Raw genomic sequence first — 20342 nt, 5'->3', positions numbered from 1 at the left:
CGGTCCCGTCGCGCGCCTCAGCGTGCCGGATCGCGCGCGGCGTGCCGGTCCGATGAATCGACTGGGGCGATATATCTGTATTTGGTGCCCTCTATCTCGGTTGTCTCGCCGCTCGACCCGGACGCCACGCTGTGATCGGGCTCATCATCGGCCACTTCGTGCTGGCCGCCTTCGCGGGCCCCTTGGTCCACCGGCTCGGCAGGCGTGCCTTCCTCGTGCTGGCACTGCCCCCCGTCGCCGCCACCGTCTGGGCGTTCACCCAGTGGAGCACCGCCGCCTCCGGTGAGGCCGTCACCTGGTCCTGGCAGTGGATCCCGGACTACGACGTCGCGCTCGACCTCCGCCTGGACGCGCTCTCCGAGCTGATGGTCCTGATGGCCGCCGGGGTCGGCGCCCTCGTCCTGATCTACTGCGCCTCCTACTTCCGCGACAACACCCCGCAGCTGGGCCGGTTCGCCGGGAACCTGCTCGCCTTCGCGGGGGCGATGCTCGCCCTGGTCCTCGCCGACGACCTGATCACGCTCTACGTGTTCTGGGAGCTGACCACGGTCTTCTCCTTCCTGCTGATCGGCCACGGCAGCGAACACCGCCACAGCAGGCGCTCCGCGCTCCAGGCGCTCACCGTCACCACGCTCGGCGGCCTCGCCATGCTGGTCGGCTTCCTGATCGTCGGTCACGCCGCCGGTACGTACCAGATCTCCGCGATCGTCGCCGACCCGCCGGAGACGACGCTCGCCATCTCCGTCGCCCTCGTGCTGATCCTGGCCGGGGCGCTGTCGAAGTCCGCGATCTGGCCGTTCTCCATGTGGCTGCCGAACGCCATGGCCGCGCCCACCCCGGTCAGCGCCTATCTGCACGCGGCCGCGATGGTCAAGGCCGGGGTCTACCTGGTCGCCCGGCTCTCCCCGGCCTTCGCCGACGTACCCGTCTGGAAGCCCGTCATCCTGGTGCTCGGCGGCGCGACCATGCTGCTCGGCGGCTGGCGTGCGCTCCGTCTCAACGACCTCAAGCTCGTCCTCGCCTACGGGACCGTCAGCCAGCTCGGCTTCCTCACCCTGCTCGCCGGGACCGGCAACCGGGACGCGGCCCTCGCCGCCGTCGCGATGATCCTCGGGCACGCCCTGTTCAAGGCGCCGCTCTTCCTCGTGACCGGCATCGTCGACCACTCCACCGGCACCCGCGACCTGCGGAAACTCTCCGGTGTCGGACGCTCCCTGCCGTACGTCGCCGCCGTCGCCGTCCTCGCCGCCGCCTCCATGGCCGCGCTGCCGCCGCTGCTCGGCTTCGCCGCCAAGGAGGCCGCGTTCGAGGCGCTGCTGCACGGCTCGGCCGCCGACCGCTGGGCGCTGGCCGTCGTCGTGCTGGGCTCGGCGCTGACGACCGCGTACACCCTGCGCTTCGTCTGGGGCGCCTTCGCCCGCAAGCCCGGCGTTCCCGACACCGCCGTACACAGCGTGGGCTGGGCCTTCCTCGCCCCGCCCGCCCTGCTCGCCGTCCTCGGCCTGGTGCTCGGCCCCGGCGTCGGGCTGACCGACCGGCTGTTCAGCGCCTACGCCGACACCTATCCGGCCCCCGAGGACCCCTACCACCTCGCGCTCTGGCACGGGTTCGGCATCGCGCTGCTCCTGTCCGCCGTGGCCTGGGCCGCCGGTACCGGCCTGTTCCTGGCGCGCGACACGGTCACCAAGGTCTCCCGCCGCATCGCCTGGCCCACCGGCGACAGCGTCTTCGGCCATCTGCTGCTGGGTCAGGAACGGCTCGCCCTCCAGGTCACCGGCACCGTCCAACGAGGCTCCCTCTCGGTCTACCTGGCGACCACCCTGCTCGTCATGGCCGGCGGACAGCTCGCTGTGTTCGCGGTCGACCAGCCCTGGCAGGGTGCTCCGGCCCCCCGGGTCTGGGACAACGAGCTCCAGGGCGGTGTGGCGGCCCTCACCTGTATCGCGGCGCTGCTCTGCCTGACCGTACGCCGCCGGATGAAGGCGGTCGTCCTCAGCGGCCTCATCGGCTACGGCACCGCGCTGCTCTTCGTCGTCCAGGGCGCGCCGGACCTGGCGCTCACCCAGTTCTGCGTCGAGACCGTGGCGATGATCGTCTTCGTCCTGGTGCTGCGCCGGATGCCGGTCCACTTCGAGGAGACCGTCTCTCCCTGGCGGCGCGCGATCCGCATCCCGGTGGCGCTCGTGGCGGCCGGCGTGGTCGGCGTCTCCCTCTGGGTGGCCGCCGCCGCGCGGACCGCCGAACCGGCCGGCGCCGCCATGGTCAAGGAGGTCGACGACCACGGGTACAAGGACGTCGTCGCCACGATCCTCGTCGACCTGCGCGCCTGGGACACCCTGGGGGAGTCCGCCGTGCTGGCCGCCGCCGCCATCGGTGTCACCAGCCTCATCTACCTGCACCGCCGCAGCGACGGGCCGATGCTCCCGGACGAGCTGAAGGGCCGTACCGCCTGGTCCATCGCGGCCCAGCACACCGCCCGTCTGCCCCAGGGCGACGAGGTGGCACCCGAGCGCGGCTGGCTGGCCGCCGGCTCCACGCTCGCCCCCGAGCACCGCTCGATCGTCTTCGAGGTGGTGGCCCGGCTGCTCTTCCACCCGATCCTGATCCTCTCGGTCTACCTGCTGTTCTGCGCCGAGAACATGCCCGGCGGCGGCTTCGTCGCGGGGCTCGTCGCCGGAGTCGCCCTCATCACCCGCTACCTGGCCGGCGGCCGGTTCGAACTCGCCCAGGCCGCCCCCCTGCAACCGGGCCTCTTCACCGGGCTCGGCCTCTTCATCTCCACCGCGGTGGGACTGCTCGGCCTGATCGACGGCACCGTGCTGCACGCCTTCACCTATCACGGGCACCTGCCGGTCTTCGGCGACTTCCACATGAGTACGCCGATCCTCTTCGACTTCGGTGTCTACCTCCTGGTCCTCGGGGTCGTCCTGGACATTGTCCGGGCCCTCGGCGCCAAGATCGACCGGCAGATCGAACGGGCCGCCGGCGCCCTCGCCGCCTCCAACAGCACGACGGCGGAAGGGAACCCCCGATGACCGTCAGCGCCTCACTCCTCCTCACCGCCGTGGTGCTCTGCGCCGTGGGCGCCCTCCTCATGCTGACCCGGCCGCTGACCCGCATCCTGCTCGGCGCCGTCATCATGAGCAACGGTGTCAACCTGCTGATCCTCGCCTCGACCGGCACGGCGGGCGCCGCCCCCCTCCTCTACGGGGTCGACCTGCGCCGGGTCACCGACCCGCTGCCGCAGGCCATCGCGCTGACCGCCATCGTCATCACCCTCGGCACCACCGCCTTCCTCCTGGCCATGGCCTACCGCAGCCACCAGATCACCGGCACCGACGAGGTGCACGACGACCTGGAGGACCGGCGCATCGTGCTCCGCGCCGAAGTGCTCTCCGAGCGCGCCCAGTTGCGCGAGGAGTTCCGCTCCGGCGCCGAGCCGACGCCGGACGAGCGCGAACGCTACCGGGAGGAGCGCCGCAGACTCCGCGACCGGCTCCGCGCCGACCGGGCCCGCCAGGCCCGCGGCCGCGACGCCTCCGGCGACCTCTGGCACGACGTCATCGGCGCCGACCCCGAGGACTACGAACGCGAAGGCGACGCCAAGACCGACGACCGCTACCCCCGAGACGGAAGAGGAGCCACCGGATGAACGCGCTCGTCCCGCTGCCGGTACTCCTGCCGCTCTGCGCCACCGGACTCAGCCTCACCTTCGGCACCCGGATGCAGCGCTTCCAGCGCTTCATCAGCGTCGCCGTACTCACCGCCGTCCTGGCGCTGTCGATCATCCTGATGATCGCCGCCGACCGGCAGGGCCCGCTCTCCGTCCACCTCGGCGACTTCGCCCCGCCGCTCGGCATCACCCTGGTCGCCGACCGGCTCTCCGGGCTGATGCTCACCGTCTCCTCGGCGGTCACGCTCTGCGTGCTGGTCTACTCCCTCGGACAGGGCATGACCGACCGGGACAAGGAGACCCCGCTGGCGGTCTTCCACCCGGCCTATCTGATCCTCGTCGCCGGAGTCTCCTCCACCTTCCTCGCGGGCGACCTGGTCAACCTCTTCGTCAGCTTCGAGATCATGCTGGTGGCCAGCTTCGTCCTGCTCACCCTCGGTGGCACCGGTCCCCGGATGCGGGCCGGCTCCACCTACGTGATCATCTCGCTGTTCTCGTCGATGGTCTTCCTCATCGCCATCGCCATGACGTACGCGGCCCTCGGCACCGTCAACTTCGCGCAGCTCGCCGAGCGGCTGCCCGGACTGTCGCTCGGTGTGCAGACGCTGATCCAGGCGATGCTGATCACCGTCTTCGCCATCAAGGCCGCCGTCTTCCCGGTCGCCGCCTGGCTCCCCGACTCCTACCCGACGGCACCCGCGCCCGTCACCGCGGTCTTCGCCGGACTGCTCACCAAGGTCGGCGTCTACTGCATGATGCGGACCGAGACCCTGCTCTTCCCCGGCAACCGGATCGGCGACCTGCTGATGGCGGTGGCGCTCGCCTCGATGCTCATCGGCATCCTCGGCGCGGTCGCCCAGACCGACCTCAAACGGCTGCTCTCCTTCACCCTGATCAGCCACATGGGCTTCATGGTCTTCGGGATCGGCCTCGCCACCCGCGAGGCGTACGGCGGTGCCATCGTCTACGTCGTCCACCACATCACCGTCCAGACCTCGCTGTTCCTGGTCGCCGGGCTGATCGAACGCCGGGGCGGGACCACCGAGCTGACCCGGCTAGGCGGACTGGCCAAGGCCGCGCCGATACTGTCCCTTCTCTTCTTCGTCCCCGCGATGAACCTGGCGGGCATCCCGCCGCTCTCCGGATTCATCGGCAAACTCGGGCTGATGCGCGCGGGCGTCGCCGACGGCTCCGTCTGGGCCTATGTCCTGGTCGCCGGATCGGTGGTCACCAGCCTGTTGTCGCTGTACGTGGTGGCCAAGGTGTGGAACCTGGCCTTCTGGCGGGCCGCCCCGCCCGGACAGGCCGAAGCCGGCACGGTCCTGGAGTCCCAGGACGACAGCGACGACGACACCGACGAGGGCCCCGACGGCGTCCCCGGCACCGGTGACGAGGGCATCGAGCCCGTGCGCCGGCCGGCCGGCGGAGCCGTCGTGGTGACCAAGGCCCGGCAGACGTCGGTCATCACCACCAGCCGGCTGCCCCGGCCCATGATGGCGGCGACCGCCGCGACCATCGCGCTGGCCCTGTCCTTCACGGTGTTCGCCGGACCGCTCACCGCCTTCACCGACCGCTCGGCCGTCGAACTGCTGAAGCGCACGCCCTACATCGAGGAGGTGCTGGGCAAGTGAGCCGTTTCCTGCGGTTCTCGTTCCGCGACGCCGACCTGCCGCCGATGAGCTGCAAGATCGGCAAGCGGGGGCGGGTGCTGGACCTGCCGCTGATCGCCTGGCTCACCCTCATCTGGGTGCTGCTCTGGTCCACCTTCAACCTGGCCAACATCATCACCGGCGTCATCGTCGCGAGCGCCGTCTGCCTGGCCTTCCCGCTGCCGCCGGTCGACCTCGGGCTCCGGCTCCACCCGTGGGGCATCATCCGCCTCGCCGGGTATCTGCTCTACGACATGTACACCTCCGGCGTGCGGGTCACCCGGCAGATCTTCAGCGGTACGCCGCACCAGGCCGCCGTCATCGGCGTACCCCTGCGCTGCCGCGGCGACCTGATGCTCGCCGCCGTCGCGGTGGCCGTCTCCAACGTGCCGGGCGGCTCGGTCATCGAGGTGCGCCGGGCCACCGCCACCGTCTTCCTGCACGTCCTGGACGCGGACCGGCCCGAGGAGCTCGAAGCCGCCCGGCGCCAGGTCTGGCGGCTGGAGGAACTGACCGTACGGGCCTTCGGCACCCGGGACGAGATCGCCCGCGTCGCCGAACCGCCCCCACCGCCGCAGCTCGCCGCCGGAAGGCCCGCACCATGAGCGTCTTCGAACAGATCGACCGCATTCTGCTGACCGCCGCCGTCGTCCTGGTCCTGGTGGCCGGCCTCCTGCTGCTGGTCCGGATCTGGCGCGGCCCCTCCATGCTGGACCGGGCGATCTCGCTGGACGTGATCGCCGCCCTGATCATCGCCGGCCTCGGCGCCAAGTCCGCCGTCGCGCTGGACTCGTTCTACTTCCCGATCATGCTGGTGCTCGCCTTCCTGGGCTTCACCGGCTCGGTGGGCATCGCCCGCTTCATCGCCGTACGCGACCGGCCCGCCGTCACGGTCCCGACCCGGGGTGCCCCTGGACCGGACGCCGGCGAGACCAAGGAGGGCCCGCAGTGAACGCCTGGCTCCAGATCCTCGACACGGCCGGGGCCCTGCTCGTCCTCCTCGGCGCCGCGATCTGCCTGCTCGGGGTGATCGGCATGCTCCGGCTGCCCGACGTCCTCTCCCGCAGCCACGCCGCGACCAAGCCCCAGACCCTCGGCATGCTCCTGGTGCTGGCCGGGGTCGCGCTGCGGCTGCGCACCGGCATGGACCTCGCCACCCTCGCGCTGATCGGCTTCTTCCAGATGCTCACCGGCCCGGTCGCCTCGCACCTGGTCGCCCGCTCCGCGTACCGCACCGGACAGGTCCAGCACGAGGAACTGCTCTTCGACGAACTGGACGAGCAGCTCACGGACGAGGGCCCGGCCCCCCGCTCACGCGAGAAGTCCTGAGCCCCACCCCCTAAGGGGCCTCCCCGTCCGGTGTCCGGCTCTTCCGCACGCCGGGCACCGGCTCCTTCGGCATCGGGCTCTTCACGTCGAACATCGGGATGAAGATCTGCGAGAGCGGCCCGATGGCGACGGCGTAGATGAGCGTGCCGATGCCGAGCGTCGCGCCGAGCAGGAACCCGATGACCAGCACGGTCAGTTCGATGACCCAGCGGACGCCCCGGATGGAGTGGCCGCGCGCCGCCCACCCGGTCATCAGCCCGTCACGGGGCCCCGGCCCGAGGCCCGCGCCGATGTACATGCCGGTGGCCACGCCGTTGAGGACGACGCCGGAGATCAGCACGGTCCAGCGCAGCCACATCGCCTCGGGCACGGGCGTCCAGGCCATGAAGAGGTCCATGACCGTGCCCACCATCAGCACATTGAGCACGGTGCCCAGACCGGGCTTGTTGCGCAGCGGGATCCACAGCAGCAGCACCAGCGCGCCGATGATGTTGGTCCACATGCCGATGCCCAGACCGAAGGTCCGGGACAGGCCCTGGCTCAGCGCGTCCCACGGCTCGACGCCGAGCCCGGACTGGATCACCATCGCGTCGCTGACGCCGTACAGGGCGAGTCCGAAGATCAGCTGCGAGAGCCGGCGCGTGGGCCGGTCGGGGACCAGCGGCCGCTGGATGATCGCGCCGATCCCGCGTGATCTCCGGTCCGGCGTGCGGCCTGCCGCTCCATCGGGGGTGTCACGCATCGACGTCATTGGAGCTTCTCCTGGGCTGCTGGGTACGGGTGGTGGGGAGGGAGACGACGCCGGGCGCGGTGGCCTCGCGGCACGCGGGTGCCGCGAGCCATCGGCCCACCGCCTCCAGGTAGTCGGGCACGTCCATCAGGAAGGCGTCGTGGCCTCCCCGTGCGGTCTCCTCGTGGAAGTGCGCACAGCCGACGCCCGCCTTCTCCAGCCGCTCCCTGATGTGGCGGCTGTGCTCGACCCCGTACAACCGGTCCGAGGCGAAGCTGAAGAGGTGGACGTCCGGCTCCGCCCCGGCGATGTCCTCGTACGGTGTTGCGAAGGGGTCGAACAGGTCCATGGCGTTGGTCAGACAGAGGTAGCTGTTCGCGTCGAAGCGCGCGACGAGCTTGTCCGCCTGGTGCTCCAGATAGCGTTCCACGGAGAACGGCCCCCAGGAGGCGTCTCCCTCGGCGGGGACCCCCTGCGGCGGCGGAGCGAGGTCGCGGTCGAACTTCGCCTGTAACGAAGCCCCGGACATGTAGGTGAGGTGGCCGATCATGCGGGCGATGCCCAGCCCGGCGTCCGGCCCCTCGCCCGCCCGGTAGGCACCGCCCCGGAACCGTGGGTCGCTGCGGATCGCGGCACGGGCGATGGCGTTGAACGCGAGGTTGTCGGTGGACAGTTGGGCGGAGGTGGCGATCAGACCGTACCGCCCGGCGTCCCGCGGATGGCGCAGCAGCCACTCCAGCGCCTGCATCCCGCCCAGCGAGCCGCCGACGACCGCGTGCAGCCGCCCCACACCGAGCCGGCGCAGCAGCTCGCGGTGGACGGCGACCATGTCGGCGACGGTGACCTGCGGGAACGGCTCCCAGGCCGTGCGGTCGGCGAGCGGCGCCGGGCCCAGGGTGCCCGAGCAGCCGCCGAGCACATTGGCGCAGATCACCTGGTAGCGGTCCGTGTCGATCGGGCGGCCCGGCCCCACCATCGACTCCCACCAGCCCGGCGCGTCGTCCGGCCGGTGCCGGGCCACATGGGCGTCGCCGGTCAGGGCATGGCAGACGAAGACGGTGTCCGTGCCCGTGGGGTCGGGCGGGCCGTACCGTTCAAAGGCCACGGGCACATCGGTGAGGGTCCGGCCGGACTCCAGGCGCAGCGGCCGGTCCGCACCGAAGAGCACCAGGCTCTCCGGGCGGTGAGGAGCCTTGGTCACCCGCGCCTCCGGGCGTGCCGGGCGGCGGCCGCCCCGAACGCGGTGAACAGCGACTTGGAGACCGGTTCGGACGAGGCGTACCACTCGGGGTGCCACTGCACGGCGAGGGCGAAGGCGGGGGCGTCCGCCACCGAGACCGCCTCGACGACACCGTCGGAGGTCGCCGCCTCCAGCCTCAGCCCCGGCGCGAGACGGTCGACCGCCTGCTGGTGCAGGGAGTTGACCCGTACGGTGTCCTGCCCGACGATGCCGTGCAGCAGCCCGCCGGGGCTCACCGCGATGTCGTGCGCGGGGAGGTACTGCTCGTCCCGGGGCAGGCTCAGGTCCTCGCGGTGCGCCGCGCCGATGGGCAGCGCGCCGATGTCCCGCAGGGTCCCGCCGTACGCCACGTTCAGCTCCTGGAGCCCGCGGCAGATGCCGAGGACGGGCAGGCCCGCGTCGACCGCCAGGGGAAGCAGCGACAGGGCCAGCTCGTCCCGCTCCGGTGCGCGCGGGCCCGGACCGGGAGGGCTGCCGTACCGCTCCGGCGCCACGTTGGACTCATGGCCGCCCAGCACGATCCCGTCGAAGCGGCCGAGCACCGACGGCAGCCGGGCCGCAGGCCCCTGCACCAGGACGACCGCGCAGCCGGAGACGGACTCCAGCGCCGACACGTAGACCTGACGGACCGCCGCGTGCGGTACGCCGCCGACGTCCTCGGTGACACAGGCGAGGGCGACCAGGGGTGTGCCCGTACCGGTCGCGCTCATGTCGCCTTCAGCGCCTGGTCGAGGTCGGTGAGCAGGTCGTCGATGTGCTCGACGCCGACCGCGAGCCGGATCGACCCCTGGGTGACACCGGCCGCGATCTGCTCCGCCTCCGGGAGCTGGGCGTGGGTGGTGGAGGCGGGGTGGGTGGCCATGGACCGTACGTCCCCGATGTTGGTGACGTGCGAGATCAGCCGGAGCGCCTCGATGAACCGGCTGCCGGCCTCCCGGCCGCCCTTGACCTCGAACTGCACCAGCGGGCCGGTGTTCCCGCGCAGCAGGCGGCGCACCCGCTCGCCCTCCTCGCCCTCGGCGAGCGCGGGGTGGATGACGTGGTCGACGAGGGGGTGGCCGTGCAGGAAGGCGGCCACCTGGGCGGCGTTCTCGCCGTGCACCCGCATGCGCAGCGGAAGCGTCTCCAGCCCCTGGAGCAGCAGGAACGCGTTGAACGGGCTCAAACAGGGACCGAGGTCGCGCAGCAGCGTCTCGCGGGCCTTCAGCAGATAGCTGCTGCGGCCGAGCGGTCCGCTGAGCTCCTTGCCGGTGCGCGTCCACACCACGCCGCCGTGCGCCGGGTCGGGCGTGGTCAGCAGCGGATGGCGCTCCGCGTGTCGCTCCCAGTCGAAGGTCCCGCCGTCGACGATCAGTCCGCCGAGGGTGGAGCCGTGTCCGCCGATGTACTTGGTGGCGGAGTACACCAGGATGTGCGCGCCGAGCTCGATGGGGCGCAGCACGTACGGCAGCATCGTGTTGTCGAGGACCAGCGGCAGACCGTGGTCCTCGGCGATCCGGGCGACCTCCTCGACCGGGAAGAGCCGCAGCCGGGGGTTGGGCAGGGTCTCGCCGAAGTAGCAGCGGGTGCGCTCGTCGGTCGCGGCGGCGAAGTTCGCGGGGTCCTCGGGGCTGACGAACCGGGTCTCGATGCCGAAGCGGGCGAAGGTGTTCGCCAGCAGGTTCCAGGTGCCGCCGTAGAGCTCGTTGGAGCTGACGATGTTGTCGCCGGCCTGGCAGATGTTGAGCAGGGCGAGGCTGACGGCGGCCTGACCGGAGGCGACGGCGAGCGCGGCGGCCGCGCCGTCGACCGCCGCCATCCGCTCTTCGAGCACGTCACAGGTCGGGTTGTTGAGCCGGGTGTAGGCCTGCCCGTCCTGGATCAGGTCGAAGATGCCCGCGGCGGCGGCCGTGCTGGGCAGCTCGTACGCGGCGGTCTGGAAGATCGGAGTCACCATGGGCGGGGTGATGCCCAGCCGCGACTGCGAACCGCCGTGCACGGCGGCCGACTCGGGCCTGGTGAACTCCTTGGCTGCGAGAGCCCTGTGGTCAGGCTGCGACATCGCGTCCTTCTTGGTTCCGGTTCTCGGGCGTGGCCGCCGGGGCGGGCGTCTTCTCGGGGGTGGCTTCCGCGCCGGGCACCTTCTCCGGCGTGGCGTCCCGGTCGGGCGTCATGGAGCGGACGATCGCCGACATGGTGCTGGGCTGTCCCTCGGGCCCGCGGTGGAACAGCCCGCCGAGCGCCTGGTCGACGGCGGCGTAGTTCGGGTCCCGGAGCCGGATCTTGCGCGTCTTGTGCAGGTTCCAGAACGGGGTGCGGGGGTCGAGGTGGTGCTCCAGGTGGTAGTTGTCGTTGTGAATGCCCGTCAGGAACTTCTCCCAGCTGCGGCTCTTGCGGTTGCGCGTCATGTACAGATCGGTGTTCGAGTCGCGCACCAGCGGTGTGTGCTCGGAGAGCTCGATGTACCAGCCGAGGATCTGGAAGCTCGTGAGGTACGGGACCACCCAGAACATCGCGAGTTCCGGCAGCCACCCGCCGTACCAGGCGAGCCCGACGACGAGCCCCCAGAACAGCCAGAACCCGGCCCGGTCCAACGCCTGCTTGCGCCGCTGCACGGGCGAGGCGGCCACGGCCCGCTTCTCGACGCCCGCGATGACGCGGTAGCGGTTGCGCACGAGATAGCGCAGATAGGCCCAGGTCTGGGTGCCCAGCAGGGGGAAGATGACGACGCGCCGGACGTAGTTCGCCGTGGCGGACCTCCGGTAGGCGCCCTGCTCGATGAAGAACCGCAGATCGGGGTCGCCGTCCGGGCTGCCGAGCTTGGGGTGGTGGGTGAAGACGTGGGAGACCTTGTAGGCGTAGTGCTGCTGGAAGATCGGGTACGCGGTCAGCAGAGTGCCCGCGAACATCTGGAGCCGCTTGTCGGCGACGCCCACCCCGTGCGCGCAGTCGTGCAGCAGGGTGGAGAGCCCTCGCTGCCGGGCTCCGATGACGAGGACGGCGAGAGGGTAGAACCAGTAGGAGCCGTAGACGCAGAGGAGGACGCAGAGCGCCATCCAGAACACGTCCTCGGCCCAGGCGAGGAAGACATGCCAGTTGTCGGCCCGGTTGAGTTCGTTGACCTCCCGCTGGACATCGGCGGGGAACCGGTACATGCGGTAGCGCCGGCCGTCATAGGCCCAGGTATCGCCAGTGCTCAACGCCTACTCCTCGTGCCCCGGTCCGGCAGGAACTGTGGTGCTGAGATGCGGTGCTAACGGTGGTGCTGAAGTGCGGTGCTGTGGTGCGGCAGTGCGAGTCTGGTGACCGCGGTCGGAGCAAGGCAAGAGATTTTCCGGACAGTTAACAATATCGACCGACGACGTTCCCGTAGGCCGGTCGACGTGCGCGCGCGTCCGGCCGATCATGCCCCGGTCCCAGTCGCCACGTGCCATGATGCGGGCAATGCCGGACGCTGGGGGGCGTATGGGAAGCACAGGCACAGTGCTGCGCGAACTGCGCGGCGCACAGAAGAGCGCCAAGGGCGTCTCGCTCTACTCGCGGTACCTCAACCGCCCGGCCGGGCGGTTCCTCGCGGCGGGCGCGTACCGGGCCGGGCTGACGCCCAATCAAGTGACGCTGATCAGCGCACTGTTCACCTACGCCGCGCTCGCGGCGGTCGCGCTCGTGGAGCCGTCCTGGACGCTTGCGCTGCTGGTCTACGCGGCGCTCGCGATCGGCTTCGCCTTCGACTCCGCCGACGGCCAGCTCGCCCGGCTCACCGGCCGGGGCGGGCCCGACGGGGAGTGGCTGGACCACGTCGTGGACTGCGGCAAGCTGGTGCTCGTCCACACCGCCGTGCTGATCTCCTTCTACCGCTTCGGCGAACTGCCCTCGGACGCCTGGCTGTTGCTGCCGCTGGGCTTCCAGCTGGCCGCCGTGGTGACCTTCTGCGCGGGGCTGCTGCGCGAGAAGCTCGGCAAGGCGGCGGTGGCCGGAGCGACGGCGGGCACTACGGCCGCTCCGGTGTCAAGGGTGCGGGCCGTCGCGCTGCTGCCCGCCGACTACGGAGTCTTCTGCCTGGTGTTCCTGCTGCTCGGCGCACCCGGGGCCTTCCGGGCCGGGTACGCCGTGCTCGCGGTGGTCCACACGCTCTTCCTGGCGGCCTTCCTCACCAAGTGGTTCAGGGAGCTGAGAGCGCTCCGTCCCGGCTGACCAGCACGTCCAGCGCCCGGCGCAGCTGGGTGCTGGACGTGTGCACGGTGTACGGGAAGTAGACGACCTCCACGCCGACCTCGGCGAAGTCGCGCTCCAGCTTCTTCCCCTTCTCCGTGCCCCGCCAGTCGTCGCCCTTGAAGATCACGTCGAACCGGACCTGTTGCCAGGTCTCGACCTTGTCCGGCACGGTCTCCACGAACGCGGCGTCGACGAACCGCACACTGCGGACGATCTCCAGTCGTTCGCGCAACGGGATGACGGGCGTGTGGCCCTTGGCGAGGGCGGCCATCTCATCCGAGACGACCCCCGCGACGAGGTAGTCGCACTGACTGCGGGCATGCCGCAGGATGTTGAGGTGACCCACATGGAACAGGTCGTACACCCCGGGTGCGTACCCCACCCTGTGCTGCACCATCCGTATCTCTCCCCCCACGGTCAACGTGATCCGGTGATGTTCCAACGACCTTACTGTGAAGAACACTTGTGCAAGCCGTGAACGGATAAGCTCGGCAGGGGCTGTTCCCGCAGGGAGCAGCGGCTGTTGTGGGGGGAAGGCGATCGTCCGATGTCCGATGTCGAACGGCACAGGCCGTTTCTGAACCGCCGCCTTCTGGTGGTCTCGACGAACTACGCACCAGAGGTCACGGGCATCGGCCCGTACGCCACTCAACTCGCGGAGCACTGGGCCGCGTCGGGCGCCCGGGTGCGGGCGCTCACCGGTATGCCGCACTATCCGTCCTGGCAGCTGGACGAGGCGTACCGCAGCGTGTGGCGGACGGTCGAGATACGCGGCGGCGTCGGCGTGCACCGGCGCAGGCACTATGTGCCGCCCCGTCAGACTGCCCTGAAACGGGCGGCGTTCGAGGCATCCATCCTCGCCACCGGACTGTTCGCCCCGCCGCCGGGACGACCGGACGCCGTGATCGCGCAGATGCCCAGCCTCGCCGGCGGGGTGATCGGTGCCCGCCTCGCCCGCCGCCACCGCGTCCCGTACATCCCCGTCGTCCAGGATTTGATGGGCGCCGCCGCCGCGCAGAGCGGCATACGGGGCGGGGGCAGGGCGGCAGCCGTCGCCGCGGCGGCCGAGCGGTACGCGCTGAGCGGCGCGACCCTCGTCGGCGTCATCCACGAGAGCTTCGTCCCCGGCGTCACCGCCCTCGGCGTCGACCCCGGCCGCATCCGGCTCGTCCCCAACTGGACCCATGTGCAAGGCCCCACCGCCGACCGGGCCGCCACCCGGGCCCGGCTCGGCTGGGACCCCGCCACCCCCGTCCTGCTGCACTCCGGCAACATGGGCCTCAAGCAGGGCCTCGAAGTCCTGATCGACACCGCCCGCCTCGCCAGGGACGTCCGGGTCGTCCTGATGGGCGACGGCAACCAGCGCGACGCCCTGCGCGCCCGCGCCGAGGGGCTGGCCAACGTGGACTTCCTGGAGCCCGCGGGGGCCGCGGAGTTCACCGATGTCCTCGCCGCCGCCGATGTCCTCGCGGTCACCCAGCGGGCCTCCGTCCTCGACATGAGCGTCCCCTCCAAGCTCACCTCGTACTTCGTCTCCGGCCGCCCCGTCATCGCCTCCGTCGCCGACGAGGGCGGCACCGCCGACGAGGTGCGCCGCTCGGGGGCCGGGGTGCTCGTCGCCCCCGAGGACCCGGCCGCCCTGCTGGAGACCGTACGGAAGCTGGCCGCCGACCCGGCCGCGGCCGACGCGCTGGGCGCCGAGGGGCCGCGCTACGTGGCGCGCCACCTGAGCCGGGAGGCGGGCCTCGCCCGCTTCGACGACCTGCTTGCCGAGGCCCTGCGGGACGGACAAGGGAGCCCCCGTCGATGACCCCTGTGAACCGTGTCCTGGACGACCAGGACGAACCGGCGCTGCTGCGCGACCAGTTCCGCCAACTCCTGCGCTACCGGGCGCTGCTGGCGCTCGGCGTCGTCATCGGGCTGATCGGCGGCGGCTACCTCGCCCTCAGCGGCGAGGACACCTACACCGCCACCGGCGAGGTGCTGGTCCGCTCCGCCATCTCCGACCCCTTCGCCAGCGGCGCCACCGCCGACAAGGGCATCAACATCGGCTCCGAGCGCCAGACCGCCGTCAGCGACACCGTCGGCACCCTGGCCGCGGGCACCCTGCTCAAGAAGGGCGACGACGTCGCCGCCCGCGAGCTGCTCGCCGGTCTCCAGGTCACCAACCCGCCCAACACCCTCACCCTCCGCTTCGCCTACACCGGCGCCACCCCCGAGCAGTCCCGGGCCCGCGCCGAAGCCCTCGCAGGCGCCTATCTGGCCCACCGCAAGGCGCGCACCGAGGAATCCATCAAGAACATCTCCGACGGCTACCGGGCGCAGCTGGACCCGCTGGAGGAGAAGCGCGACCTGCTGGAGAAGCAGATCGGCGTGGGCGCGGCCGACGACGTCACCAGCGCCCGGGCCAACATCATCGTCTCCATCTCCGAGCTCAGCCGGAAGATCTCCGAGCTCAAGGCCCTGGACACCACCCCCGGCTACCTCAACAAGAAGCCCGTCGCCCCCACCTCGCCCACCGGCCCCGGCCTGCCGCTGCTGCTCGGTCTCGGCGGTGTCGTCGGCCTGGCGCTGGGGCTGCTGCTCTCCTGGGTGCGGCTCGTATTCGACCCCGCCGTACGCTCCACCCGCGAGCTGGTCCGCTCGCTCGGCGCCCCGCTGCTCGGCACCCTGCCCCGCGAACGCGGCGCCGCCGGGTCGGTCCTCGCCATCGGCCGCAGCGGCTCCCGGCTCGCCGAGGAATACCGGGCCGTCGCCTTCCGGCTCGCCTACGACCCCTCCTTCGCCGAGAGCCGCCGCCTGCTGGTCACCTCCCCGCGCGGCGACAACGAGGAGGCGGCCGCGGCCGCCGCCAACCTGGCCGCCGCCTTCGCCGAGATGGGCCGCGACGTCCTGCTGGTCGAGGCCGACCTGCGGACGCCGTCCCTCGCCCGCGCCCTGGGCTCCGCCGCGCACGAGGTCCGCCCGCCGCGCTGGGCCGCCGAGGAGGGCGACGGCAGCTGGCCCACCGGCGGCCGCGCCAACGTGGACGTCCCCGGCTCCGGCGCCTTCGCCCTGATCCCCGGCACCGCCGTCGACAACGTCCCCCGGGCCCTCACCTCCACCCCGGTCGGCCGCATCGTCGCCGAGGCCGATCGGCCCGGCAGCGTCGTCATCGTCCTCGCCCCGCCCGTCCTCTCCTACGCGGACGCGGTCGCCCTGGTGGACCGGGTGGAGGGCGTGATGATCGTCTGCGACCCGCGCGCGGTCCACCGCAGCGACCTGGAGCGCATCCGGGAGATCATCGGCGCCTCCGGGGGCCACGTCCTCGGCGCCCTGCTCCACCCGGGCCGGCGGCGGCTCACACGGTCGGAGCGCCGGCCGAAGTCCGCCCGGCGCCGCAACGGTGGCGACGGGCCCACCCCCACCGCCGAGCCGGACGCCCCCGAGATCACCGGCGATCCCACCGAGACCCTCGGCCTGCGCTCCTTGACGCTTCCGGCGGCGCGGCGGTGAGAGCCCGTACGGCCGTCCTCTGCTCGGTCGCGGACCAGGGCGTGGCGGCGCTCACCAACATCCTGGTGCTGGTGGCCGCCGCCCGGCTCTCCACCGTGGCCGACTTCGCCCGCTTCTCCGCGGTCTACCTGGTCTTCACGGTGCTGCTCGGCGTCTCGGGCGCGTACACCGGACAGCCCCTCGTCCTCAAGCGCGGGGCGGGGGAGGAGACCCGCAGTGCCTGCCGCTCCGCCGTCGCCTTCACGGTGTCGGCCGCGGCGGCGCTCGGCGCGCTCCTGGCCGCCGTCTGCCTCCTCGTCTCCGGGGACACCGCCCGGGCGCTGCTGATGCTCGGCCTCGTCCTCCCGGTGGTGCTCGGCCAGGACGCCGTACGGTACGCGTTCTCCACGCTCCAGCAGCCCCATCTCGCCCTGCTGTCCGACCTGTTGCGGCTGGCGTGCGTCCTCGGCGCGCTCGGGACGCAGGTGTACGGGGCGTCTCCCGCCCGCCTGATCGCCCTCTGGGGCCTCTCCGCCCTGCCCGCGCTCCTGCTCTCCGCCGCCCTGCTCCACCGCTCCACCGCCGGGGCCCCGCTGCTGCTGCGGCCGATGCTCCGGCGCGGCCACCTCGGGCAGCGGTTCACCGTCGAGTTCGGCGTCGGCAATGCCACCAGCCAGCTCTCCGTCCTCGGCCTCGGCGCCGTCGGCAACCCGCTCCTGGTCGGCGCCCTGCGCGGGGCGACCACCCTGTTCGGACCGCTGAACGTGCTGTTCACCTCCGCCACCTCCTTCGGCCCCCCGCTGCTCGGCCGCATCACCGACGAGGGCCGCCGGGTCCGGGCCACCGCCGCCCTCGCCGCCGTCCTCGCCACCACCGCGGGGATCTGGGCCATCGTCCTGGCCCTGCTCCCCGACCGTGCCGGGCGCCAACTCCTCGGCGACACCTGGTCGGTGGCCGCCGCCCTGCTGCCCGCGACCGGCAGCCAGTACGCAGCGATGGCCGTCGGCACCTGCGGACTGCTCGCCCTGCGGATGCTGGACCCGCGCACCACGCTCGCCATCCAGGTGGTCTTCTCGCTCACCACCGTGGCGTTCCTCGCGGGCGGTTACGTCGTCGGGGGCGCCCTGGGCGCCGCCTGGGGGCTCTTCCTCGGCTCGCTCTGCAAGGCCGCCGCCACCTGGATCAGGGTGGCCCGGCTGCGCCGCCGCACCCCGGCCCCGGCGGAGACCGTCACCGCCGGCGCTTCGCCCGCTGCTCCCTGAACGTGGCTATCAGCAGCAGACACAGAGCGGCGATGGCCAGCTTCCCCGCCGCCTGGAGCAGCGGGCCGCGCAGCAGGATGAAGGTGTACCCGGCGATCAGCGGCGCTGCGACGGCCAGCACGCTTCCGGGACCGGGCCCCGCCCGGGTGACGGCCCGCGCGTACCGGCGGTCGGTACGGGCCGCCGCGTACCCGATCAGCGCCATCCCGCCGGCCATCCCGGTCGCGCCGAAGTCGACCCAGAACTCGGTCCACAGCGGGGCCGAGAGGTTGGTCATCCGCAGCCCCATCCACTGCCCGACCCGGACCCCGGTGTCCTCCGGCTTCCCGCTCCACATCGCGCGCGGCACGAAGAACAGGGCGGAGCCCGTCAGTTGGCGGCCGTAGGTGTGGCCCCGGGTGTCCACCCACGAGATGGTGTTGGCGAACATCACCATCTGGTCGTAGTCCTTGGTCACCAGCGGCTCGAAGACCGAGGCCGACTGCGCGGGCCGCTGCCCCTCGTCGTCGTACCGGAACTTGTCCGCGTACGGGAACACCACCAGCGCCCCCACCACCCCCGTCGCCAGCACCGTGCGGTAGACCGCCGCACTGCTCGGGAGCGCGGTGAACACGAACGCCATCAGCACCGTCAGGAACCAGTAACGGGCGTTGGAGATCGGGTTGTTCACCACCAGGTTCAGCGCCCCCAGCGCCACCCAGACCAGCACCGTCGACGGGGTGCGCCGGGCCCGGTAGGAGGTCGCCAGGCGGCGGGTGTAGAGGAGCAGCGCCAGCAGCGCCGGGACCTGGCCGAAGCCCTTGATGAAGGCCGAGCCCACATTGGACCCCTCCGTGACCACTCCGCTCGCCGCGACGGTCTCGGTGATCTCCTGGCGGCTGGAGAAGAAGACCGCGGGCCCGCCCAGCTTCAGCACGTAGAACGCGCTCGCCGCGAACGCGACCACCACCAGCAGCCGCAGCCGCAGCGGATGCGCCACGGCAGGCCCGACGGTGGTCCGCGCGGAAGGCGTACGCCGACGCAGCGGGCGGCGCGAGGCGAGCAGCGCCCCCAGGTCGTAGGCGGCACACCCCAGCAGGACCATCGCGACGGCCGTGATGAGGTCCTGGCGCGGTCCCACCATCGGCGTCGGCGTCTGCCCGATCACCACCTGGGCGAACGGCGCCACGCCCATCGCGATGTACACGAACATCCAGAAGACGCCCTGGAGCAGCCGCCGCCGGGTGGAGAGGATCATCGTCGCGAGCCGGGCCCCCGCGTAGCAGGTCAGGACCAGCTGGAGCCAGTACGCGGTGTCCCGCACGCCGTTGCCGGGCTGCGCGGCGATCACCGCGGGCAGGAAGCAGACCAGACCCAGGATGAGCGGCACCGAGAGCGCCCGCGACAGCATCGACCAGGCGATCGGCCGCTCGGCCGGCTCCAGGACACCGTCGGGGGCGCCTGGCCACGTGGGCCGCGCGACCGCGTCGTCGGCCTCTCCCCGCGCCGACGTGTGCACCGACGTCATGCGCCCCCCAGAGATCAGTGAACCGCTGAACACTCTAACGAATCAGCCCACTTGGGGAGGGCCGATGGCTAGGCTGTGAACAAGTGGCCATGGTCGAGGGGAACTCTGGTGAAAATCCTGCACGTCGTCACACTCCACACTCCGGACCACGCCTTCGGCGGTCCGACCCGGGTGGCGCTCAACCTGTCCAAGGTCCAGCGGGCCGCCGGGGACGACGCCCGCATCATGGCCCTCGGTGACGGCTTCCCGGGCGGCGAACTCCCCAGCCATGTCGAGGGAGTTCCGGTCCATCTCTTCCAGGCCCGGCACCTGCTGCCGATGTTCGAGGTCAGCGGCATCACCTCCGCCGCACTGCTGAACACCGCACGCCGCATGATGCGCGGCGCCGACCTCGTCCACATCCATCTGATGCGGGACCTGGTGACCCTGCCCGCAGCACTCCTCGCGCTCGCGACCCGCACCCCCCTGGTCGTCCAGACCCACGGCATGATCGACCCGACCGAGAAGAAGGTCGCCCAGCTCACCGATGTGCTCGGGGTGCGCAAGGTGCTGCGCAGCGCGGGCGCCGTCCTGCACCTCACCGAGATGGAGCGGCTCGACGTGAACGCCGTCGCCGCCCCGGTCCCGCTCACCCGTACCGTACGGCTGGTCAACGGCGTCCGCCCGCAGGAGCGCAAGCCCGCCCGCGACGCGGACCGGCCGCCGACCGTGCTCTACCTGGCCCGGATCCAGAAGCGCAAGCGGCCCGAGGACTTCATCGCCGCGATGCCGCACGTCCTGGCCCGTCACCCGGACGCCCGGTTCGTCCTGGCCGGCCCGGACACCGGCTCGCTGCCCGGCACCCTCGCCCTCGCCCGGGAGCTGGGCGTCGAGGGTTCCCTGGACCATGTGGGCCCGCTGGAGCACGACGAGGTGCTCGCCGCCGGACGCGAGGCCGATGTGTATGTGCTGCCCGCGATCGAGGAGCCCTTCCCGGTCTCGGTGCTGGAGGCGATGTCGGTGGGCACCCCCGTCGTCATCACCCGCACCTGCGGGCAGGCCCCCGATGTGGCGGAGGCCGGAGCGGGCCGGGTCATCGACAGCCGGGTCGGCGAGGACGCGGCCAACGCCCGCAAGGTCGCCGACGCGATCCTGGAGCTGCTGGAGCCGGAGGCCGCCGAGCAGGCGGGCAAGGCGGCCTGGGACCTGGTCAACGACCAGTTCACCATCGAGGTCGTCACCGCCACCCTCCGGCGGACCTACGAGGACGTGGTCCGCCGGAGGCGAGGGTGAGGGCCCGCTCGT

Annotated in this window: 18 protein-coding genes; 11 read left to right on the top strand and 7 right to left on the bottom strand. The window is 71.9% G+C overall.

The window, feature by feature from the left end; genetic code table 11:
• Positions 1 to 131: 131 nt before the first annotated feature.
• Genes R2B67_RS06480 through mnhG form a run of 6 tightly spaced genes read left to right on the top strand, consistent with a single transcriptional unit; the run spans position 132 to position 6651 of the window.
• Positions 132 to 3035 carry a Na+/H+ antiporter subunit A gene (locus R2B67_RS06480; protein WP_109979995.1) on the top strand — a complete coding sequence of 968 codons (2904 nt, stop codon included), beginning with the start codon at positions 132 to 134 and terminating at the stop codon, positions 3033 to 3035.
• The gene (locus tag R2B67_RS06475; RefSeq protein ID WP_018514417.1) at positions 3032 to 3652 is read left to right on the top strand and encodes a Na(+)/H(+) antiporter subunit C; all 621 of its coding nucleotides are present in this window, start codon (positions 3032 to 3034) and stop codon (positions 3650 to 3652) included. Before R2B67_RS06480 ends, R2B67_RS06475 begins: the two co-directional genes overlap by 4 nt.
• Positions 3649 to 5304, top strand: coding sequence for a Na+/H+ antiporter subunit D (locus R2B67_RS06470; RefSeq protein ID WP_317816841.1), 1656 nt, complete (start codon positions 3649 to 3651; stop codon positions 5302 to 5304). Before R2B67_RS06475 ends, R2B67_RS06470 begins: the two co-directional genes overlap by 4 nt.
• Positions 5301 to 5927 carry a Na+/H+ antiporter subunit E gene (locus R2B67_RS06465; protein WP_109979997.1) on the top strand — a complete coding sequence of 209 codons (627 nt, stop codon included), beginning with the start codon at positions 5301 to 5303 and terminating at the stop codon, positions 5925 to 5927. Before R2B67_RS06470 ends, R2B67_RS06465 begins: the two co-directional genes overlap by 4 nt.
• Positions 5924 to 6274 carry an MrpF/PhaF family protein gene (locus tag R2B67_RS06460; RefSeq protein WP_237328406.1) on the top strand — a complete coding sequence of 117 codons (351 nt, stop codon included), beginning with the start codon at positions 5924 to 5926 and terminating at the stop codon, positions 6272 to 6274. The genes R2B67_RS06465 and R2B67_RS06460 overlap by 4 nt, the downstream gene beginning before the upstream one ends.
• Positions 6271 to 6651 (top strand): monovalent cation/H(+) antiporter subunit G, encoded by a 381-nt coding sequence (gene mnhG / locus R2B67_RS06455; protein WP_018514421.1) that lies wholly within the window; start codon positions 6271 to 6273, stop codon positions 6649 to 6651. Before R2B67_RS06460 ends, mnhG begins: the two co-directional genes overlap by 4 nt.
• 10 nt (positions 6652 to 6661) lie before the next feature.
• Here the strand turns inward: mnhG and yczE are convergent, their stop codons facing one another.
• Genes yczE through R2B67_RS06430 form a run of 5 tightly spaced genes read right to left on the bottom strand, consistent with a single transcriptional unit; the run spans position 6662 to position 11800 of the window.
• Positions 6662 to 7402 (bottom strand): membrane protein YczE, encoded by a 741-nt coding sequence (gene yczE, locus R2B67_RS06450; protein WP_317816840.1) that lies wholly within the window; start codon positions 7400 to 7402, stop codon positions 6662 to 6664.
• Complete coding sequence (gene metX, locus R2B67_RS06445; protein WP_317816839.1) at positions 7386 to 8582, bottom strand: homoserine O-acetyltransferase MetX; 1197 nt, start codon at positions 8580 to 8582, stop codon at positions 7386 to 7388. The genes yczE and metX overlap by 17 nt, the downstream gene beginning before the upstream one ends.
• Positions 8579 to 9331 (bottom strand): gamma-glutamyl-gamma-aminobutyrate hydrolase family protein, encoded by a 753-nt coding sequence (locus tag R2B67_RS06440; RefSeq protein ID WP_317816838.1) that lies wholly within the window; start codon positions 9329 to 9331, stop codon positions 8579 to 8581. Before R2B67_RS06440 ends, metX begins: the two co-directional genes overlap by 4 nt.
• Positions 9328 to 10662 carry an O-acetylhomoserine aminocarboxypropyltransferase/cysteine synthase family protein gene (locus R2B67_RS06435; RefSeq protein ID WP_018514425.1) on the bottom strand — a complete coding sequence of 445 codons (1335 nt, stop codon included), beginning with the start codon at positions 10660 to 10662 and terminating at the stop codon, positions 9328 to 9330. Before R2B67_RS06435 ends, R2B67_RS06440 begins: the two co-directional genes overlap by 4 nt.
• Positions 10649 to 11800 carry a fatty acid desaturase family protein gene (locus tag R2B67_RS06430; RefSeq protein WP_018514426.1) on the bottom strand — a complete coding sequence of 384 codons (1152 nt, stop codon included), beginning with the start codon at positions 11798 to 11800 and terminating at the stop codon, positions 10649 to 10651. Before R2B67_RS06430 ends, R2B67_RS06435 begins: the two co-directional genes overlap by 14 nt.
• A gap of 265 nt (positions 11801 to 12065) precedes the next feature.
• Here R2B67_RS06430 and R2B67_RS06425 point away from each other — a divergent pair, with 265 nt between their 5' ends.
• Complete coding sequence (locus tag R2B67_RS06425) at positions 12066 to 12794, top strand: CDP-alcohol phosphatidyltransferase family protein (protein ID WP_317816837.1); 729 nt, start codon at positions 12066 to 12068, stop codon at positions 12792 to 12794.
• On the opposite strand, the gene R2B67_RS06420 is transcribed toward R2B67_RS06425, so the two are convergent.
• On the bottom strand, positions 12763 to 13212 hold the full coding sequence (locus R2B67_RS06420) for an FAD synthase family protein (RefSeq protein WP_015612087.1): 450 nt from the start codon (positions 13210 to 13212) through the stop codon (positions 12763 to 12765). The two genes, R2B67_RS06425 and R2B67_RS06420, sit on opposite strands and share 32 nt — an antisense overlap.
• Before the next feature lie 150 nt (positions 13213 to 13362).
• Between R2B67_RS06420 and R2B67_RS06415 the strand changes: the two genes are divergently transcribed.
• From R2B67_RS06415 to R2B67_RS06405, 3 genes are read left to right on the top strand one after another with little or no spacing between them, the layout of a single operon-like run.
• Positions 13363 to 14625: a glycosyltransferase gene (locus tag R2B67_RS06415; RefSeq protein WP_317816836.1), complete on the top strand. Its 1263-nt coding sequence runs from the start codon at positions 13363 to 13365 to the stop codon at positions 14623 to 14625.
• Positions 14622 to 16310 carry a tyrosine-protein kinase domain-containing protein gene (locus R2B67_RS06410; RefSeq protein ID WP_317816835.1) on the top strand — a complete coding sequence of 563 codons (1689 nt, stop codon included), beginning with the start codon at positions 14622 to 14624 and terminating at the stop codon, positions 16308 to 16310. Before R2B67_RS06415 ends, R2B67_RS06410 begins: the two co-directional genes overlap by 4 nt.
• Positions 16307 to 17551 carry an MATE family efflux transporter gene (locus R2B67_RS06405; RefSeq protein ID WP_317816834.1) on the top strand — a complete coding sequence of 415 codons (1245 nt, stop codon included), beginning with the start codon at positions 16307 to 16309 and terminating at the stop codon, positions 17549 to 17551. The genes R2B67_RS06410 and R2B67_RS06405 overlap by 4 nt, the downstream gene beginning before the upstream one ends.
• Here R2B67_RS06405 and R2B67_RS06400 read toward each other — a convergent pair.
• Positions 17520 to 19058 carry a hypothetical protein gene (locus R2B67_RS06400; protein ID WP_317816833.1) on the bottom strand — a complete coding sequence of 513 codons (1539 nt, stop codon included), beginning with the start codon at positions 19056 to 19058 and terminating at the stop codon, positions 17520 to 17522. The two genes, R2B67_RS06405 and R2B67_RS06400, sit on opposite strands and share 32 nt — an antisense overlap.
• Before the next feature lie 108 nt (positions 19059 to 19166).
• Here R2B67_RS06400 and R2B67_RS06395 point away from each other — a divergent pair, with 108 nt between their 5' ends.
• Positions 19167 to 20330, top strand: a complete 1164-nt coding sequence (locus R2B67_RS06395; RefSeq protein ID WP_317816832.1) for a glycosyltransferase — start codon at positions 19167 to 19169, stop codon at positions 20328 to 20330.
• The last annotated feature ends 12 nt before the right edge of the window (positions 20331 to 20342 follow it).

Source organism: Streptomyces cyaneofuscatus, from assembly GCF_033109485.1.
In the GTDB taxonomy this organism is placed as follows: Bacteria; Actinomycetota; Actinomycetes; order Streptomycetales; family Streptomycetaceae; genus Streptomyces; species Streptomyces cyaneofuscatus.
The sequence above is the reverse complement of the archived record's forward strand: the minus strand, read 5'-3'. Positions and strand labels throughout refer to the sequence as shown.

Bases quoted from the DNA above. Each gene is read 5' to 3' on its own strand.
- R2B67_RS06400 (WP_317816833.1), bottom strand. From the start codon at position 19,058: ATGACGTCGGTGCACACGTCGGCGCGGGGAGAGGCCGACGACGCGGTC.
- R2B67_RS06475 (WP_018514417.1), top strand. From the start codon at position 3,032: ATGACCGTCAGCGCCTCACTCCTCCTCACCGCCGTGGTGCTCTGCGCC.
- R2B67_RS06425 (WP_317816837.1), top strand. From the start codon at position 12,066: ATGGGAAGCACAGGCACAGTGCTGCGCGAACTGCGCGGCGCACAGAAG.
- R2B67_RS06420 (WP_015612087.1), bottom strand. From the start codon at position 13,212: ATGGTGCAGCACAGGGTGGGGTACGCACCCGGGGTGTACGACCTGTTC.
- R2B67_RS06410 (WP_317816835.1), top strand. From the start codon at position 14,622: ATGACCCCTGTGAACCGTGTCCTGGACGACCAGGACGAACCGGCGCTG.
- R2B67_RS06435 (WP_018514425.1), bottom strand. From the start codon at position 10,662: ATGTCGCAGCCTGACCACAGGGCTCTCGCAGCCAAGGAGTTCACCAGG.
- R2B67_RS06460 (WP_237328406.1), top strand. From the start codon at position 5,924: ATGAGCGTCTTCGAACAGATCGACCGCATTCTGCTGACCGCCGCCGTC.
- R2B67_RS06440 (WP_317816838.1), bottom strand. From the start codon at position 9,331: ATGAGCGCGACCGGTACGGGCACACCCCTGGTCGCCCTCGCCTGTGTC.
- R2B67_RS06470 (WP_317816841.1), top strand. From the start codon at position 3,649: ATGAACGCGCTCGTCCCGCTGCCGGTACTCCTGCCGCTCTGCGCCACC.
- yczE (WP_317816840.1), bottom strand. From the start codon at position 7,402: ATGACGTCGATGCGTGACACCCCCGATGGAGCGGCAGGCCGCACGCCG.
- R2B67_RS06415 (WP_317816836.1), top strand. From the start codon at position 13,363: ATGTCCGATGTCGAACGGCACAGGCCGTTTCTGAACCGCCGCCTTCTG.